General features: G+C 73.0%; 13 protein-coding genes. 7 read left to right on the top strand and 6 right to left on the bottom strand.

What is annotated here, in order from left to right:
• Positions 1-145: 145 nt before the first annotated feature.
• On the bottom strand, positions 146-2,629 hold the full coding sequence (locus tag C6361_RS22720) for an ABC transporter permease (protein WP_107268937.1): 2,484 nt from the start codon (positions 2,627-2,629) through the stop codon (positions 146-148).
• Complete coding sequence (locus C6361_RS22715) at positions 2,623-3,384, bottom strand: ABC transporter ATP-binding protein (RefSeq protein ID WP_107271121.1); 762 nt, start codon at positions 3,382-3,384, stop codon at positions 2,623-2,625. Before C6361_RS22715 ends, C6361_RS22720 begins: the two co-directional genes overlap by 7 nt.
• A gap of 167 nt (positions 3,385-3,551) precedes the next feature.
• Between C6361_RS22715 and C6361_RS22710 the strand changes: the two genes are divergently transcribed.
• A complete protein-coding gene (locus C6361_RS22710; RefSeq protein ID WP_107268936.1) occupies positions 3,552-4,844 on the top strand; it encodes a sensor histidine kinase in 1,293 nt (430 codons plus the stop codon).
• On the top strand, positions 4,841-5,518 hold the full coding sequence (locus C6361_RS22705) for a response regulator transcription factor (RefSeq protein ID WP_107262725.1): 678 nt from the start codon (positions 4,841-4,843) through the stop codon (positions 5,516-5,518). Before C6361_RS22710 ends, C6361_RS22705 begins: the two co-directional genes overlap by 4 nt.
• A gap of 48 nt (positions 5,519-5,566) precedes the next feature.
• On the opposite strand, the gene C6361_RS22700 is transcribed toward C6361_RS22705, so the two are convergent.
• The gene (locus C6361_RS22700; RefSeq protein ID WP_369930339.1) at positions 5,567-7,771 is read right to left on the bottom strand and encodes an alpha-galactosidase; all 2,205 of its coding nucleotides are present in this window, start codon (positions 7,769-7,771) and stop codon (positions 5,567-5,569) included.
• Positions 7,772-7,933: 162 nt separating this feature from the next.
• Between C6361_RS22700 and tyrS the strand changes: the two genes are divergently transcribed.
• Positions 7,934-9,235: a tyrosine--tRNA ligase gene (gene tyrS / locus C6361_RS22695; protein ID WP_107268935.1), complete on the top strand. Its 1,302-nt coding sequence runs from the start codon at positions 7,934-7,936 to the stop codon at positions 9,233-9,235.
• 812 nt (positions 9,236-10,047) lie between these two features.
• On the opposite strand, the gene C6361_RS22690 is transcribed toward tyrS, so the two are convergent.
• From C6361_RS22690 to C6361_RS22680, 3 genes are all read right to left on the bottom strand, one after another.
• Positions 10,048-10,422 carry a VOC family protein gene (locus C6361_RS22690; RefSeq protein WP_107259015.1) on the bottom strand — a complete coding sequence of 125 codons (375 nt, stop codon included), beginning with the start codon at positions 10,420-10,422 and terminating at the stop codon, positions 10,048-10,050.
• 57 nt (positions 10,423-10,479) lie between these two features.
• Positions 10,480-12,255, bottom strand: a complete 1,776-nt coding sequence (locus C6361_RS22685; protein ID WP_107268934.1) for a sulfatase — start codon at positions 12,253-12,255, stop codon at positions 10,480-10,482.
• A gap of 244 nt (positions 12,256-12,499) precedes the next feature.
• Positions 12,500-14,092 (bottom strand): glycosyltransferase 87 family protein, encoded by a 1,593-nt coding sequence (locus tag C6361_RS22680; protein ID WP_107268933.1) that lies wholly within the window; start codon positions 14,090-14,092, stop codon positions 12,500-12,502.
• A 133-nt stretch (positions 14,093-14,225) separates the two neighbouring features.
• Between C6361_RS22680 and C6361_RS22675 the strand changes: the two genes are divergently transcribed.
• The 4 genes from C6361_RS22675 (at position 14,226) to corA (ending at position 17,983) form a co-directional block, all read left to right on the top strand.
• Positions 14,226-15,053 carry an isocitrate lyase/phosphoenolpyruvate mutase family protein gene (locus C6361_RS22675; protein ID WP_107268932.1) on the top strand — a complete coding sequence of 276 codons (828 nt, stop codon included), beginning with the start codon at positions 14,226-14,228 and terminating at the stop codon, positions 15,051-15,053.
• A gap of 106 nt (positions 15,054-15,159) precedes the next feature.
• The gene (locus C6361_RS22670; RefSeq protein ID WP_107268931.1) at positions 15,160-16,245 is read left to right on the top strand and encodes a glycosyl hydrolase; all 1,086 of its coding nucleotides are present in this window, start codon (positions 15,160-15,162) and stop codon (positions 16,243-16,245) included.
• Positions 16,246-16,250: 5 nt separating this feature from the next.
• Positions 16,251-16,526: a ubiquitin-like small modifier protein 1 gene (locus tag C6361_RS22665; RefSeq protein ID WP_107264048.1), complete on the top strand. Its 276-nt coding sequence runs from the start codon at positions 16,251-16,253 to the stop codon at positions 16,524-16,526.
• A 296-nt stretch (positions 16,527-16,822) separates the two neighbouring features.
• A complete protein-coding gene (gene corA / locus C6361_RS22660) occupies positions 16,823-17,983 on the top strand; it encodes a magnesium/cobalt transporter CorA (RefSeq protein ID WP_107268930.1) in 1,161 nt (386 codons plus the stop codon).
• Positions 17,984-18,005: the final 22 nt, after the last annotated feature.

Below are 18,005 nucleotides of genomic sequence, written 5' to 3'. Positions count from 1 at the left end.
AACCCATAGGGATTGTTGACCCGGTGGTCCGGCTAGTCAACCCCGATACCCGGCTCGGCTCGCACTCCAGCCCGACCTTCGCCGTGCCGGACGACCGTGGCGGCACCGAGCGGCGCGGCCACGGTCGTCCGACCGGTTCCCCCAGTCACTCCACCCGGGGCCCGGCGCCGCCCGGACCGGCCCGCAGGATCAGCCGGGCCGGCAGCACGCTGGCGGCCAGCGCCAGCACCACACACCCGGCCACCACCGACCCGATCGTCCACCCGGGCACGACCAGTCCGACCGGTACCCCGAGCTGCTCGCTCAGCGCCGAGCGGATCGCCAGCAACGCGACCGCCGGCACCAGCAGGCCGAGCGCGGTGCCGATCGCCAGCACCAACCCCGACTCGGCGGCCACCGTGCCGAGCACCTGCCGGACGGTGGCGCCGGCCCGGAGCAACAGCAGCAGCTCCCGGGCCCGGTGCGCGGTCGCCATCAGCAGCGTGTTCGCCAGCGCGATCGCGGTGTAGCCGGCCGAGACCCCGATCAGGATCAGCGTGGCCAGCCAGACCAGCCGGTCCTCGGCCGCGTCCCGCTCCGCCGCGTACTCCGCGACACCGACCAGCCGGGCCCCGAGTACGGCCCGACGGTCCGCTCCGCCGTCGTCGGGGCCGGTCGCCGCCGTGGTGAAGACCGCCTCGGTGAGCGCCGACGGATCGTGCGCCCGGACCACCTCCCGGGCCAGCAGCAACTGCGCCGGAATGGAGCCGTCGGCGACCACCGCCGCCACCCGGACCGGCCCGCTGCTGCCGTCCGGATAGCCGAGCGTCGCGCCGCCCCCCGCCGACCAGCCGAACCGCTCGGCGAGCCCGGCGGTCACCACCGCGGTCTCCGGCCCCCGGAAGGCCGCGAAGTCCCCGGAGACGACGCTGAGCCGCCCGTTCACCCGGGCGAACCCGACCGGGTCCACCCCGGCGGCGGCCAACGGCTCACCGGCACCGGTCGCCGTACCGCCGGGCGGGTCGGCGTAGACGGTGCTGGGCAGCAGCGCCGTGCCGGCAACGGTGGCCACCGCCGCGTCCGACAGTCCGGGCGTGCCGTCCGGGACGAGCACCGAACCGGCCCGGATCGCCCCCGCGTCCCGGCTGGCGTACGCGCCGGTCGAGGTCGCCACCGAACCGGCGATCAGCACCGTGAACCCGACCGTGAGCAGCATCGGCGCCGACGTCGACGCGGTACGCCGCACCGCCGTCAGCGCGTTGCGCCGCACCAGCATCCCGGTCGCACCCCGCAGCCGTCCCAGCGGCCAGGTGAGCGCGTACGTCAGCGGCGGCACCAGTACCGGGGCGAGCAGGGTCAGCCCACCGGTCAGCGCCATCGAGGCGTACAGGGCGTAGTTCACGATCTCGTCCGGGCCCGCCCCGGCCAGCAGTACGGTCAGCAGCAGCCCCAGCGCGGTGACGACGATCCCGCCGATCCACCGGGACCGGGACATCGGTCGCCGGTCCACCACCGCCTCCCGCAGCGCCTCCAGCGGCCGTACCCGACCGGCCCGGCGGGACGCCGACCAGACCCCGAGCAGGGCGACGACCAGCCCCACCAGGTAGGCGGCGGCCGGCGGCCAGGGCTCGATCCGCACCCGGAACCCGGCGGGCTGGAAACCGGCGTCGACCAGCAGGGCGCCGAAGGCCGGCGCGCAGGCGGTACCCAGCACCGCCCCCACGGCCGCCCCGACGGCACCGACCGCCAGCGCCTCGGCGTACATCAGCCGGCGGAGCTGCCCCGGGGTGGCGCCGACGGTACGCAGCAGCCCGAACTCCCGACGCCGCTGGGCGACCCCGAAGGCGAAGGTGGAGGCGACGACGAAGATCGAGACGAATCCGGCCAGCGCCGTCATCGCGGTCAGCACCTGCATGCCGATCCAGCGGGTCCGCGCGTCCCGGGGCGGTTCGACCTGCGCCCGGTCGGCGCCGGTCAGCACGGTGCCGTCCCGGCCGACGACCGCCTCGGCCGCCGCCCGTATCGCCGCCGGGTCGGCGTCGTCCGCGAGTACCAGGCCGATCAGCCGGACGCCCCGGGACAGCGGTGCGGCGACCGGGTCGGCGAGGTAGAAGCCGGGCCCGTCCACGGTGCCCGCGACGGTGTACCCGGCCGGCCCGGTCGCGGTCAGCAGGGTGACCGGGCTGCCCGGGGCGAGCCCGAGCGCGCGGTCCAGCACCACCTCGTCCGGCCGGCCGGGCGGGCTCCCCGCCACCAGCCGGTACGGCGCCAGCGCGGCACTCGACCAGCCGTGCCCCTGCGGGTCGCCGAGCGCGGGCTCACCGACCGGCCGGCCGTCGAGCACCGCCTGGGCGTAGAACGACCGGTCCGGTACCGCCGCCGTGACCCCGTGCAGCGCGGCGAGCCGCCCGGTCAGTTCGGCGGTCCGCTCCGGCGACCACGGGCGGCGCTCCGGAAAGGTGCCCGACACCGCCTCGACGGGAGGCGCCGCGACCAGCACCTCCGCCCCGGCGTACCGGTCGGGCACCCGGGGTTGCGCGGAGACCAGGATCAGCGCGGTCGCCGACATCAGCGCCACGCCGAGGCAGAGTGCGACGAACGGGCCGAGCAGCCCGGTCCACCGGGCGCGCAGCGCGGCGAAGCTCAGCATGCCGGCTCCAACCTGGTCATCCGGGCCGCGATGGTCTCCGCCGCCAGGTCGCCGCCGAGTTCGTCCACCACCCGGCCGTCGGCGAGCAGCACGACCCGGTCGGCGTAGGCGGCGGCCACCGGGTCGTGCGTCACCATCACCACCGTCTGCCGGTGCTGGTCGACGAGGCCGCGCAGCAGCCGCAGGATGTCCCGGGAGGTCCGGGTGTCCAGCGCCCCGGTCGGCTCGTCGGCGAAGAGCACCGCCGGCCGGCTGATCAGGGCCCGGGCGATCGCCACCCGCTGCTGCTCGCCGCCGGAGAGTTCGTCCGGGGTGTGCCGGCCCCGTCCGGCCAGGCCGACCTCGGCCAGCGTCGCGTCCAGTTCGGCCGGGTCGGGCCGGCGGCCGGCCAGTCGCAGCGGCAGCGCCACGTTCTGCGCCGCGGTCAGCGCCGGCACCAGGTTGTACGACTGGAAGACGAACCCGACCCGGGCCCGGCGCAGCAGGGTCAGCGCGGTCTCGCCGAGGGTGCCGAGGTCGGTGCCGTCGATGGTGACCGTGCCGCCGGTCGGCCGGTCGAGCCCGGCGGCGCAGTGCAGCAGGGTCGACTTGCCGGAGCCGGACGGACCCATCACGGCGGTGAAGGTGCCCCGGTCGAAGTCGACCGTCACCCCGTCCAGCGCGGCCACCCGCCGGACTCCGCTGCCGTACGCCCGGACGACCTCCCGCAGCCGTACGGCGGCGGTCAGCTCCGGTGTTTCCTGTCGTCGCGTCATGCCCTCGAAGATCGGCCATCGGCGGCCCCGGCACATCGGAGCGGAGCCGTCACTTCCGGCCCGGCCCTGCGGGCTATCCCGGCCGGGGCGACGCCGGTCGGGTCAGCCCGGAGGATGACCCGCTCCGGGTGGACGCGGCCGGGTGGCCGGGCCGCTACCGTCGACGGATGAGTGCCGTCCAGCCGCGTCCGCTGCTGACCCGCCGGTTGCGCCGGGTCGACCTGATCGCCCTGGACGTGCTGGCGGCGCTCGGCCTGGCGGTGATCTGCGGGTACGCCGCCGCCGACCCGCCCGCGGCGACCGGGTACCCCGATCCGCTGGTCCGGGAGCCGGTCTGGCTCTCCCTGCTCTTCATGGTCGTCATCACGGCGCCGATCGCGGTACGCCGCCGCTGGCCCGTACCGGTGCTGGCGGTGGTGACGATCAGCGCGTTCAGTGCGGTACTGGTCGAGGTGGTGCCGATCTACGCCTCGATCTCCGTCGTCATCGCGGTCGCCTTCGCGCTCTACCAGGTGGCGCTGGTCACCGAGCTGCGCCGCTCGGTGCCGGCCCTGCTGCTGGTGCTGGCCGGTGCCGTGATCGCGGTCCTTCCGAAGACCTCGGACTGGGACGAGGCGATCACCGGGCTCGGCTTCATGGCGCTGCTCCTGATCGCGACCTGGATCCTCGGCCGGGCGGTACGCGAGCGGCGCGCGTACACCTCCCGGTCGGCGGCGGAGCTGGCCCGGCAGGCGACGGTCGACGAGCGGCTGCGGATCAGCCGCGAGCTGCACGACATCGTGGCGCACAGCATGAGCGTGATCACGGTGAAGGCGGCGATCGCCAACCATGTGGCGGAGTCCCGGCCGCAGGAGGTTCGGGACGCGCTGCGGGACATCGAGGCGACCAGCCGCAGTGCGCTGGCGGAGCTGCGCCGTACCCTCGGCGTGCTGCGCAGCGGCGCACCGGGTGCCGCGGTCGAGTTCGCTCCCGCGCCGGGCCTGGCCGACCTGCCGGGCCTGCTGGACCGGGCGACGGCGGCCGGGATCGTCGCGGAGCTGGTGCTGGAGCTGCCCGCCGGGGCGGAGCCGCCGGAGGACGTCGGCCGCTCGGGATACCGGATCGTGCAGGAGGCGCTGACCAACGTGGTCAAGCACGCGGGGCCGGTACGGTGCCGGATCGAGGTGACCGGTGCCGACGGCGAGTTGCGGGTCGACGTGACCAACGAGCCGGGTCGACCGGTCCGGGCGGCGGATCCGAAGGGGCAGGGTCTGATCGGCATGCGTGAGCGGGTCCACCTCTACGTCGGTACCTTCGAGGCCGGGCCGACCGCCGAGGGCGGTTTCCGGGTTTCGGCGCGGCTGCCGTACCGACCCGCCGAGCGCCCGACCCCGCCGGCCGACGTGCCCCCGCTGGCCGACGCGCCGCCCGCGGCGGTCGAGGCGGGTCCGGTGGGTGGGTCGGCCGGAGGGGAGCGGTGACCGGCGAGCCGATCCGGGTGCTGATCGCCGACGACCAGGCGCTGCTCCGGGGCAGCTTCCGGGTGCTGATCGAGACGACGCCGGGGCTGACCGTGGTCGGCGAGGCCGGCACCGGCGCCGCCGCGGTCGAGCTGGCCGAGCGGGAGCGCCCGGACGTGGTGCTGATGGACGTCCGGATGCCGGAGCTGGACGGCATCGAGGCGACCCGGCGGATCAGTGCCTCACCCGCCGCCGGTCAGGTCCGGGTGCTGATCCTCACCACCTTCGACCTCGACGAGTACGTCTACGCGGCGATCCGGGCCGGCGCGAGCGGCTTCCTGCTCAAGGACGCCCCGCCGGAGGACCTGCTGACGGCGATCCGGGTGGTCGCCGCCGGTGAGGGGCTGCTCGCCCCGAGCGTGACCCGTCGACTGATCGCCGAGTTCGCCCGGTTGCCCGAACCGGACCGGCCGGTGGCCCGGGAGCTGACCGGGGTGACCGACCGGGAGCGGGAGGTGTTGACCCTGATCGGACGCGGCCTGTCCAATCCGGAGATCGCGGGTCATCTGCGGCTCAGTCCGGCCACGGTGAAGACGCACGTCGGCCGGCTGCTCGGCAAGCTGCACGCCCGGGACCGCGCCCAACTCGTCATCGTCGCCTACCAGACGGGCCTGGTCACGGTCCCCGATCGCTGACCGCCCCGGGCCGCCCCTGCACCGCAGCCGGCCGTCGGGCGAAGCGGGTCACCGGCCGTCCAGGTGCAGCAGCAGGAGCTGCTCCGGGTGCAGCGGCGGAGCCTGTAGGCCGGCGTTGCCGAGGCTGCGCCCGGTCAGCCGTACCCCGTCGGTGGTCCAGGCCGGCGGCGCCGGCAGGCTCCGCGCGGCCTCGGGCGGCGCGACGGCCCGGACCAGGTAGCGGCGGTCCGGATCGAGGCCGGGCAGGCGTACCGGTCCGGGATTCACCGTGGTCCCGGTCGCCACGGCGACGATCGCCATGATCGCCTCGAACCGGTCCGGTGCCACCACCCCGTGCACCCAGAGCGCCGGGTCGGGATGGTCGACCCGGACCACCGCCCCGCCGTGCACCAGCGCGCGGTGCCGCTTGTAGAGCGTCACCCACCAGGCCAGTTCCTGCCGCTGCTCGCCGGTGGCGGCGGTCAGGTCCCACTCGATGCCGAAGCTGCCGAAGAAGGCGGTACCGGCCCGGAAGCCGAGATCGTGGGTACGGCCGGTGGTGTGCGCCCGGCCGGAGCCGACGTGCGAGCCGATCAGTTCCGGCGGCAGCAGGAGCTGGGTCCAGCGCTGGATCGACTGCCGTTCCAGGGCGTCGATGCAGTCGCTGCCCCAGATCCGGTCGGTCCGTTCCAGGATGCCCAGGTCGACCCGGCCGCCGCCGGAGGAACACGACTCGATCTCCAGCCGGCGATGCCGTTCCCGCAGCGTGTCGAGGAGCCGGTAGGTCGCCAGGGTCTGCCCGTGCACCCCGGGCCGCCCCGACGGCTGGTGGCCGGCGTCGAGCAGGTCCCGGTTGTGGTCCCATTTCAGATAGTCGATGTCGTACTCCCGGACCAGCGCGTCGAGCCGCCCGAGCAGGTACTCGTACGCCTCCGGGTGGGTCAGGTCGAGCACCTGCTGCCAGCGGGCCGACCGGGGCAGCCGCCCGCCGGTGCCGAGGATCCACTCGGGGTGGGCCCGGGCCAGTTCCGAGTCGGGGTTGACCATCTCCGGCTCGACCCAGAGCCCGAACTCCAGCCCCAGCCCGCGTACGTGTGCGACCAGCGGATGCAGGCCGTCGGGCCAGACGGCCGGGTCGACGTACCAGTCGCCGAGCCCGGCCCGGTCGTCGCGCCGGCCCAGGAACCAGCCGTCGTCCAGGACGAACCGCTCCGCGCCGACCTCGGCGGCGGCGTCGGCCAGCGCGGTGAGCCGGTCGAGGTCGTGGTCGAAGTAGACCGCCTCCCAGGTGTTCACCACCACGGGGCGCGGTCGCCGCCCCGCCCGGCCCGTTCGGCGCAGGTGTGCGTGGTACCGGGCGGACATCTCGTCCAGCCCTCGCCCGTACGAGGCGTAGAGCCAGGGCGTCCGGTAGCGCTCGCCCGGCGCCAGCGCGATCTCGCCGGGCAGCAGCAGCTCACCGGCGGCGAGCAGCGCCTCGCCGTCCGGGGTCCGTTCGGCGTGCAGCCGGTGGTTGCCGCTCCAGCCGAGGTGTACCCCCCAGACCTCGCCGGTCCGGAAGCCGAAGCCGGCCGTACCGGCCACCATCAGCAGCGAGGCGTCCAGGCCCGGCTTGCCCCGGCGGCTCTCCCGGGACCGGGTGCCGACGGTGAACGGGCTCCGCTGCGGGCTGCGTTCCCGGCACCACCGCCCGGTCAGGTCGAGCAGCTCGTCCGCCTGCGGCGGCACCGGCAGTCCGAGCAGCAGCCCGGCCAGCTGGTAGGTGTCGGCGTCGGCCGGGTTCGTCAGCTCGGCGCGGAGCCGGAGCAGTCCGGCCGGGTCGAGTTCGACCTCGATGACCAGGTCGAGGCGCGCGGCGTCGTCGGTGGCGCTCACCACGATCGCCGCGGTCGTCCCGGCCGGCTCTCCGCCGGTTCCGCCCGGCTCGTCGCGCACCCGCAGGTCGGTGCGGCGGAACCGTGGCGACCAGTCGCGGCCGGCGCGGTGCCCGGAGAGCCCGGGCAGCCCGAACCAGGCGTACGTGTGCTCGGGCAGGATGCCCACCGGCCGGCCCTCCGGGGTCCCGGGCCGGGCCGGCCGGCGGAGCGCGGTGCCGAGGCCGGCGAGTTCCGGCTCGGTGAGCGGCCCGAGGTCGGCGCCCCAGTGCAGCACCGCCGGCACCCCCGGGTCGGTGGCGTCCAGCAGCAGGCTGACTCCGGCCCGGCGCAGGTGCACCAGGCGGCCGTCGGTGGCGGGGCTCGACGCCGGCTGGCGGGTCTGACTCGGCACGGTCACGGGGGTACGCCTCCGCGGGATCGAAGGATTTGTCACGCCCTGGCCCGGGTAGCGTCCCTTCGGCCGTCCCGTCCCGTCAACGGCCTCCCGTCCCGCCGGGCGCCGCCGCCGGACCGCAAACCGGGTACGGGCCGGCGGCCGGCATGGTGGACAATCTGCACCGTGACCGATAGCAGCCTTCCCCCCGCCGCGCCTGCCGGCTGGGAGTCTCCGCTCGACGACCTGCGGTGGCGGGGACTCCTCTTCGACTCGACCGATCCCGCCGAGCTGGCGGAGCACTTCGGCTCCGCTCCGGTGACGTTCTATGTCGGGTTCGACCCCACGGCGCCGAGCCTGCACATCGGCAACCTGTTGCAGGTGCTGACGGCCCGCCGGCTGCAACTCGCCGGGCACCGCCCGCTGCTGCTGGTCGGCGGGGCGACCGGCCTGATCGGCGACCCCAACGAGCGGGGCGAGCGGACGCTGAACAGCCCGGAGGTGGTGGCGAGCTGGGTGGAGCGGATCCGCAGGCAGCTCGCGCCCTTCATGTCGTACGTGGGCGACAACGCCGCCCATCCGGTCAACAACCTGGACTGGACCGGCGAGATGTCGGTGGCGGAGTTCCTCCGTGACGTCGGCAAGCACTTCCCGATCAACCGGATGCTGGCCCGCGAGGTGGTCAAGGCCCGGCTGGAGAGCGGGATCAGCTACACCGAGTTCAGCTACCAGCTCCTCCAGGCCAACGACTTCTTCGAGCTGCACCGGCGGTACGGCTGCACGTTGCAGTTCGGCGGTTCCGACCAGTGGGGCAACATCACCGCGGGTGTCGACTACGTGCGGCGCCGTGGTGCCGGGCCGGTGCACGCCTTCGTCACCCCGCTGGTCACCAAGGCCGACGGTACGAAGTTCGGCAAGACCGAGGGCGGGGCGATCTGGCTCGACCCGACGATGACCAGCCCGTACGCCTTCTACCAGTTCTGGGTCAACACCGACGACCGGGACGTGGCGCAGTACCTCCGGTACTTCAGCTTCCGCTCGCATTCCGAGATCGAGGAGTTGGAGAAGGCGACGGCGGAGCGGCCGGCGGCCCGGGTCGCCCAGCGGGCGCTCGCCGAGGAGCTGACCGCGTTGGTGCACGGGGCCGAGGAGGCCCGGCAGGCGGTCGCGGCCAGCCAGGCGCTCTTCGGCCGGGGTACCCTTGACGAGCTTTCCGCCGAGACCCTCCGGGCGGCGCTGGCCGAGACCGGCCTGGTAGCGGTGCAGAGTCTGCCGTCGGTGGCGGTGCTGCTCCGCGAGACGGGACTGGTGGGCAGCCTCAACGAGGCCCGGCGGGCGATCACCGAGGGCGGCGCCTACGTCAACAACGAGCGGGTGACCGACGTCGAGGCCACGGTGCCGGCGGAGGCGCTGCTGCACGGCCGCTTCCTGGTGCTGCGCCGGGGCAAGCGGACCTTCGCCGGGGTGGAGTTGGTGTCCGGTCGATGATGTGACCGGGAATGCCCTCCGCGGATTTGACGTTGCACCCTCCAGACGCGTAATTTTCTCTCTGCCCACCGGGGGAACGGACGAACGGCGCGAAACGCGCAGCAGGCCGGACCCGGGGGGTGTGAGACCAGGTCAGCGGGTGGTTCACCACCCCGACGACCTGGCGGGCGGGGCGACACCGATGCGCCGGAACGGGCGATTTGGAGTTGCGGACCTGACCGGGTAGAGTGAACGATCGGGCAGTGAGCCGGGCGAGCGTGTGGGTGACTCCGCGAGCGGCCGGACTGCCGGACTCCTCGATCAGCACAGCCGAGAGGTTCGTGCCCTGATCGAGGGACAGCTAGATCGACATGAAGCGGTTGTCGAACCGAATTCATTCGGTTTGACGGTGCGAAAGCGGTCAGCTAACGTATTACGAGTGCCTGGCGGAAACGGCGGGTGCGGATAGCCCCGGGTGGCTGGTCTTTGTGGCTGGTTGTCTGGTGTGTGGTTGTTCTTTGAGAACTCAACAGGGTGCTTGATAAGCCAGTGCCAAATGGTTTGTTTGTTTGGCAGCAAGTGTTTTTATTGTTGCCGGGTTGCAAATTTTTCGATGGTTTTTGTTGGAGAGTTTGATCCTGGCTCAGGACGAACGCTGGCGGCGTGCTTAACACATGCAAGTCGAGCGGAAAGGCCCTTCGGGGTACTCGCGCCCGGTCGGTGAGTGCAGGAACGGGTCACCCGGGCAGACCGACGAATCCCCTAGAAGACACCCAAGGTCAGTCAGAGGCTGAGTCAGACCGGCCGGGTGACCCGCTCCTACATCCTCACTGTCAGAGGTAGAGGCAGAAGGGGTGGCCGGCCGGGTCGAGGTGCACGAGGACGTCCTCCTGGGGCTGGAAGTCGGCCCGGGTGGCGCCACAGGCCACGGCGTGTGCGGCGGCGCGTTCCAGGTCGTCGACCCGGATCTCCAGGTGCATCATCATCTGCTGGTCGCCGGGACGGGCCGGCCAGCTCGGCCGGCGGTACGCCGCCTCGGTCTGGAAGGCCAGCCCCACTCCCCCGGCCGGGTCACGCATCAGCACCCAGTCCGGCGCCTCCTCGGTGATCTCCCAGCCGAGGAGGCGCTGGTAGAAACGGGCCAGAGCCCTCGGATCCGGTGCGCTCAGGTTGACGGTGGTCACGGTCAGACCGGTGCCCTCGATCATGGTGTGGAACCTCCGAACGTTGGTCAGGGTCTTGGGGTCGCTGCCGCGCTGCCGGGACTACGACCCGAACGCGGCGAGGAACCGGTCCCGGAAGTCGCTCATCCGCCAGACCGGAGTCTCCGGACCGGGCTTCAGCCCCTCCTGCCAGTTCCAGCCGGCGATCCTCTCCAACGTCGCCGGGTCCTTGGCGACGATGGTGATCGGAACGTCGTGACTGGCGTTCTCGCCGGTCACCAGCGGGGTCGGCTGGTGGTCGCCGAGGAAGACGAAGACCAGGTCCTCGTCGCCGTACCGCTCCAGGTAGGAGACGACGGTGTTCAGCGAGTACTCGACGGCCCGGCGGTACTGGGTGCGTACCTTGCCGGTGTCCCGCCAGACGTCGTCCGGCGACTCGCCCGCCTCCGCCATCGGCCCGAAGATCGATCCGTCGCCGAGCTGGTCCCAGCCGATCAGTTCCGGGATCGGTGCCCACGGCGCGTGGCTGGACACCAGCGGGATCGTCGCCATCACCGGCGGATGGTCCGGCGTGGAGTGTTCGCGCTGCTCGAAAACGGAGAGCGTGTACTGGTCCGGCATCTGGGCCCAACTGAACTGCGGGCCCCGGTAGCCGAGTTCCTTCGAGGCGTGCACCTCGTCGTAGCCGAAGAACGTTCCCTCCGGCCAGGTCTGGGTGATCCCCGGCATCACTCCGACGGTCCGCCAGTCGGCCCGCTGGAAGGCCCGGTTCAGGGTCATCCGGTCGGTGGCGACGAGATGGGTGTAGCGCTGCTGGTTGTCGATCCAGAGCCCGGAGAGCAGCGTGGCGTGGGCCAGCCAGCTTCCGCCGCCGGCGGTCGGCGAGGTGAGCCAGCCGCTGCGCGCCGCGTACCCGGCGGTCCGCAGTCGGGTGTAGCCGGTGTCGAGGGTGGCACCGATCTCCGGGGCGAAGGCCGGATCCTCGACCGCCGAGCGACCGTAGCTCTCGACGAAGGCGACGACCACGTCCTTGCCCCGCAACCCGGTCAGCAGCTGGTCACCGGGGGTGTCACCGAACGCGTCGACCCGGGCCTCGGCCGCGAAGACCTCCTGGTCGCGCAGGGCCGCCCGTACCTGGAGTGCCCGGTCGTAGCTGAGCGTGCTGACCGGTACCTCCGGGACGATCTGCACGCCGAGCACCGCACCGACGACACAGGTGGCCCCCAGGGCCGCGACGATGTGCGTCGTCGCGCGGCGGTGCCGGACCGCCAGCCGGGTCAGCCGGAGCACCGACAGCGTCATCAGCACGAGCAGGCCGACCGCGAGCAACCCGGCGGCGACCACCGCGACGACGGCGCCGGTCCGGCCGTACGACTCCTCGACGTAGTCCGTGCCGGCCTCGAACGAGATCCAGTCGAAGACCGGGTTGAACGGCCGGGCCAGCACCGCGAAGAAACCCATGTCGATGACCTTCACGATGGCCAGCAGCCCGAGGGCGATCCCGACCGGTACCGCCACGATCCGGCGTCCCCAGCCCGGCAGGAGCAGCACCAGCGCCACCACCACCAGGGCTTCCAGCGGCAGCCGCAGGAACGCCCCCGGCGTGTAGAGGGTGAGCTGGTTCGGCGCGAGCATGGCGAAGACGACCAGCAGCAGGGCCAGGATGCTGGCCAGCCGAGCCGCCACGGTCCGCGGCCAGCCACGCTTCCGGGCGGGTGTGCCGGCGTCGGTCCCGCCGTCGGAGGTGTCCGGCACGTCGGTCCCGCCGTCCGTGCCGACGGCGTCACCGTCCGGGGTCGCACCGTTCGAGGCGGCACCGTCCGGCGGTTCCGGCGGTGCGTCGGTCGGGGTTCGACGACGGCGCGTGAAGACCGACAATCCAGAGGCCCTTTCCCGTGAAGCCTGGTGACGCCCGCCCGCCACTGGGGTAACCGATCCGCGCGCACCCGCACGTGGTCGGTGGCGCCGGCACCGTCTGGCCGGCCGGCGACGGTCGAGGCGGTGACCGGCCAGGTCCCCGTGCCGCCGTCGTGATCCGGGCGCCACGTTAACATCCCGGGCTACCCCGGCCCGGCCGCCGGTTGTCGGGTCGGTGCCGCACTCACCGGCCGGGACCGTGCGGTCACCCGACGGCGAGTTCCTCGCTGTACGCGGCGATCGGGCTGCCGTCCGCGCCATAGGCGGTCAACCGGCCGTGCGAGAGGTTGGCCGAACGGAACGAGAAGAGCCGCTGCCCCGGATAGACCTCCAGCAGCGGAATCGTCCGGGGAGCACCGCCGGGCGCGGACTGGTATTCCAGCCGGGCCACGGTGGCGTCGACGACCCCGTTGACGCGTACCTTGGTCTTCTCGGCGGTGACCCCGAAGGTGATCGGCACACCCGCACCGAACGCGGCGCACTCGGCGGCGCTGCGGCAGACGAAGAAGTACCGCGGGTTGTGCACGTCCGACATCGAGTACGCCTTGAACGTCGGATCGGCCCCCGCCGGCAGCGGCTGTACGGCGAAGAAGGCGACCGTGGCCACCGCGGCGGTGCCCACCCGCAACCAGCCGCGCGCCGTGCCGGTACGCCGACCGGCGGCGACGGCGGCGACCGTGACCCCGCCGAACCCGGCCAGGCAGAGCGTGACGGTGGCCAGGGATCGGGAGTTCTCCAGGAGGAACTGGAGTCCCGGGGTCATCGAGACCGGACTGAGCAGCGCGCCCAGCGACAGCACCATCACGCCCAGCACCGCGACCCCGGCCACCCGGCGGGCCACCCCGTACGTCCCGACCAGGAACATCGCGGCCAGCACCGGCCAGATCTGGTGGTGGGTCCAGGAGACCGGCGAGGCCGCCACGGTGGCGCAGCCGACCAGTACGGCCGCGTGTGCCGACCGGCCGGAGAGTTCGAGCTGGCGCGCCCGCAGCAGCGCCGTGCCGCAGACCACCAGGACCAGGCCGGCCCAGAGCAGCGGAAAGGTCCCGCCCTCGACGCCGACCCGCAGCAGCATGCCGTGCACGGACTGGTTGCCGAGCGAGGCGAGGTTGCCGACCCGGGAGGTGTTGAGGAAGGTGCCGGTCCAGAAGGTCCAGCTGTCGGCCGGCAGCACGACCGCGCCGACCAGGCCGCAGGCCAGGAAGGCGACGACCGCCCGGCCGGCGTCGCGCCAGCGGCGGGAGACCAGGAAGAAGACCACGAACAGCAGCGGGGTCAGCTTGACGGCGGCGGCGATCCCGACGAGTACGCCCCGGTACCGGGCCGGGGTCAGCCCCATCCCGTCGACCAGGGCCAGCAGCACGATGAAGACACTGACCTGGCCGAACCGCAGGTTGCTCTGGGCCGGGGCGGAGAGCATCAGCGCGCAGGCGACGGCCGCGACCACCAGCGGGCGCCGCTGCCGTTCCGAGGCGACGGCGCCACCCGCCGCGATCGCGATGGCGGCGATCGCGGCGCAGGTCAGGACCAGCCAGGACAGTTGCAGGACACCCTCGGGCAGCACGCCGATCGGCGAGAGGACCAGGGCGGCGAAGGGCGGGTACGTGAACGGTCCGCCGTTGGCGGCGACGAATTCGTAGAGCGGCTGGCCGGCGTGCAGGTGCCGGATGGCGCCGTAGTAGATGTGCAGGTCCGAGAGGCGTTCCCACTCGGGTCGGCGGAGCACCAGGACCGACGAGACCGCCGCGATGACGGCGAAGACTCCCCAGAGCGTGATCGTCCCCCGGCGACTGCCCATTGCAGGAGTCTAGACAGCCGGGGCCGGCGGGAGATCGACCGATGCCGTACGGAGACCTTGCGGTGACCGAGCCGGTACGGCAGTCGGGCGGCGGCGGTGGCGTACGTGGGCTGCCGCCGGGGAGGATGATCGGATGACTCTGGACGTCGCCGACCAGCACCGCCGGGCGGTCACCTTCCGCCGGCTGCACGAGGGGCCGACCTTCGTACTCCCCAATCCGTGGGACGCGGGCAGTGCCCGGGTACTCGCCCAGCTCGGTTTCCCCGCGCTCGCCACCACCAGCGCCGGGCTGGCCTTCGCGCTCGGCCGGCCCGACGGCGCCAACCTGGTCAGCCGGGCGGAGACGTTGCAGAACGTCCGGGTGATCGCGGCGGCCACTGCGCTGCCGGTGGCGGCGGATCTGGAGAGCGGATTCGGCGACAGTCCGGCCGAGGTGGCCGAGACGATCCGGCTCGCCGCCGAGGCGGGCGCGGTCGGCGGGTCGATCGAGGACGCCACCGGCGACCCCGCCGAGCCGATCCGCCCGCTGGACGAGGCGGTCCGTCGGGTCGAGGCGGCGGTGGCGGCGGCCCGGAGCCTGCCGTTCCCGTTCACCCTGACCGCCCGGGCGGAGAACTTCCTCTACGGCCGGGCCGACCTGCCCGACACCGTCCGCCGGCTCCGGGCCTACGCCGCTGCCGGCGCGGACGTGCTCTACGCACCGGGGCTGCCGGATCTGGACGCCGTCCGGTCGGTCTGCACGGCGGTGGAGAAGCCGGTCAACGCGCTGGCCGGGTCGTCCGGGGTGACGGTCGCGATGCTCGCCGACTGCGGCGTACGCCGGGTCAGCGTCGGCTCGACCCTGGCCCGGGTGGCGATGACCGCCCTCGTGGCGGCAGCCCGCGAGATCCGTGCGGTCGGCAGCTTCGACTTCGGCACGGAGGTGCTCAGCTACTCCGAGGTGAACAGGCTGATGCCGTAGCCGCCCGCCGACCCGCGCCACGCCGTCTGGACTGCTGTTCTGTCGGTGCTGCTCGGCATACTCCCGTGCGGACCCCAACGGCGTACGTCCGATCGGAGAGCTGACCATGACAACCTTGCTGGCAATCGGCACCGCCAAGGGCCTCTTCCTGGCCACCAGCGACGACGGCCGCAGGAGTTGGCAGGTCAGCGGGGCGCACTTCCCGATGACCGGGGTCTACTCGGTCGCGGTCGACAAACGGCGGCCCACCCCCCGGCTGCTCGCCGGGGTGACGAGTTCGCACTTCGGCCCGAGCGTCGCGACCAGCGACGACCTGGGCGCGTCCTGGCAGGAGCCGGCGGAGCCACCCGTCGCCTTCCCGGACGGCACCGGGTCCAGCCTGGAGCGGGTCTGGCAGCTCACCCCCGGTGCGGCCGACGAGCCGGGCGTGGTCTACGCCGGCACCCAGCCCTCGGCGCTGTTCCGGTCGGTCGACGGCGGCATCTCCTACGAGCTGGTGCGCCCGCTCTGGGACCACCCGCACCGCACCCAGTGGGATGCCGGGTTCGGGGGTCAGGCGATCCACACGGTGCTGCCGCACCCGGCCGACCCGGCGCAGATCCTGGTCGCCATGTCGACCGGCGGCGTCTACCGCACCGCCGACGCGGGTGCGAGCTGGCGTCCGCAGAACACCGGCATCCGGGCCTACTTCATGCCGGACGAGTGGCCCGAGTTCGGGCAGTGCGTGCACAAGGTCGCCCGGGACGCGGCCGACCCCGAGCGGCTCTACGCGCAGAACCACCACGGCGTCTACCGCTCCACCGACGGTGGGCTGAGCTGGCAGTCGATCGCCGACGGGCTGCCCGGCGACTTCGGGTTCCCGATCGTCGCCCATCCGCGCCGGGGCGGCACCATCTACACCTTCCCGCTGGTCGCGGACCGGGAGCGTTTCCCGGTCGACCGGCGCTGCCGGGTCTTCCGCTCCACCGACGCCGGTGACACCTGGCAGCCGCTGACCGACGGGCTGCCGACCGGCCCCTTCTATCCGGCCGTGCTGCGCGACGCGATGTGTGTCGACGACGCCGACCCGGCCGGCGTCTATTTCGGCACCCGCTCCGGCGAGGTCTACGCCAGCCGCGACGAGGGGGACTCGTGGTCGCTGGTCGCCGCGCACCTGCCCGACGTGCTCTGCGTCCGGGCCGCGGAGGTGTGAGCCGGATGGTCACCGTCATCGTGCCCGCCGCCCTGCGCGGCGAGACGGCCGGCGCCGGCCGGCTCGACGTCGCCACGGCGGGCACCCTCCGAGCCGTGCTCGACGAGGTGGCCGCGCAGTGGCCCCGGCTGATCCGGCGGATCCGGGACGAGCAGGGCCAGTTGCGTCGATACGTCAACGTCTACGTCGACGGCGAGGACTGCCGGCAGACCGGTGGCCTCGACACGGCGGTACCCGACGACGCGGAGATCCGGGTCATCCCCTCCGTCGCCGGAGGCTGACCCGGCAGCGCCGCAGACGCCCTGCGGCCGGGCAACTCAGGAGACGCCTCGCGGCCGGCGGCCGTCCCGGGCCCGGCCGGCGTTGTCCGCGACTCGGGGTGCGAAGGGTCGCGGCGCCGCCTACCGTGGGGGTTGGTCAACGTTTCCGTGCTGTTGGCCGGCGATTTGTCGTCCTCGGCCGGGGGCAGGCGTGGGATGGGACGGCGGCCCGGGGCGGGCCGTCGACCGGTTGTGCGATCCACTGCTCGCGGGGTCCCCGCACGTGTCGCTCGACGTCTTCGTTCTGGAGGCTGCCCATGTCCGACTGGCGTTCGCGCGCCCTCCGACCCGCGAAGCGGGCCCTGCGCCGCTCGCAGGACCGGTATCCGCAGTCGCCACCGGAGCTGTCGATGGATCCGCGGGCGGCCGAGGAGGGCAACGAGGCGCCTCCGGCGGAGGAGAGTGTGGTCACCTCCGCGATCTACCGGGACGGTCAGCGGATCGAGGGTCCGCCCAACCTCGCCGAGACCTGCCGGCGGCTGCGGGAACATCCCGGGACGATGGCGTGGATCGGCCTGTACCGGCCGACCGAGGGGCAACTGCTCACCGTGGCGGAGGAGTTCGGGCTGCACGAGCTGGCCGTCGAGGACGCCATCGTCGCGCACCAGCGGCCCAAGCTCGAACGGTACGGCGACACGCTCTTCGTGGTGCTCCGGGCCGCCCGCTATCTCGACGAGGTCGAGGAGGTCGACTTCGGCGAGGTGCACGTCTTCGTCGGGGCCAACTTCGTGCTGACCGTACGGCACGGCCAGGCACCCGACCTGAACGCCGTACGTCGCCGGATGGAGGACGACCCCGACCTGCTGCGGCGCGGCCCGGAGGCGGTGCTGTACGCGATCCTGGACAGCGTCGTCGACGGGTACGCCCCGGTGGTCGGCGGCTTGCAGAACGACATCGACGAGATCGAGACCGAGGTCTTCCGGGGCGATCCCCGGGTGAGCCGGCGGATCTACGAACTCTCCCGTGAGGTGATCGAGTTCCAGCGGGCCACCCGGCCGCTGCTGGACATCCTCCAGGGGCTCACCGCCGGCTTCGAGAAGTACGGCACCGACGAGGAGCTGCGGCGCCTTCTGGGTGACGTCGCCGACCACGCCACCACCGCCTCGGAGCGGGTGAACGAGTTCCGGCAGATCCTGGCGGACATCCTGGCGCTGAACGCCACCCTGGTGTCGCAGTCGCAGAACGAGGAGGTCAAGAACCTGACCGTGGCCAGCTACACGCAGAACGAGGAGATCAAGAAGATCTCCGCCTGGGCCGCGATCCTCTTCGCGCCGACCCTGATCGGCACGGTGTACGGGATGAACTTCGACTACATGCCCGAGCTGCACTGGGTCTTCGGCTACCCGTTCGCGATCTTCCTGATGCTGGTGGTCTGCAGCACGCTCTACGTGATCTTCAAGCGCCGCGACTGGCTCTGACCCGCCGCGACCGTCCCCGGGC

Origin of the sequence: Plantactinospora sp. BC1 (assembly GCF_003030345.1) — a bacterium.
GTDB lineage: Bacteria > Actinomycetota > Actinomycetes > Mycobacteriales > Micromonosporaceae > Plantactinospora.
This window is presented reverse-complemented; position numbering and strand designations above follow the sequence as displayed.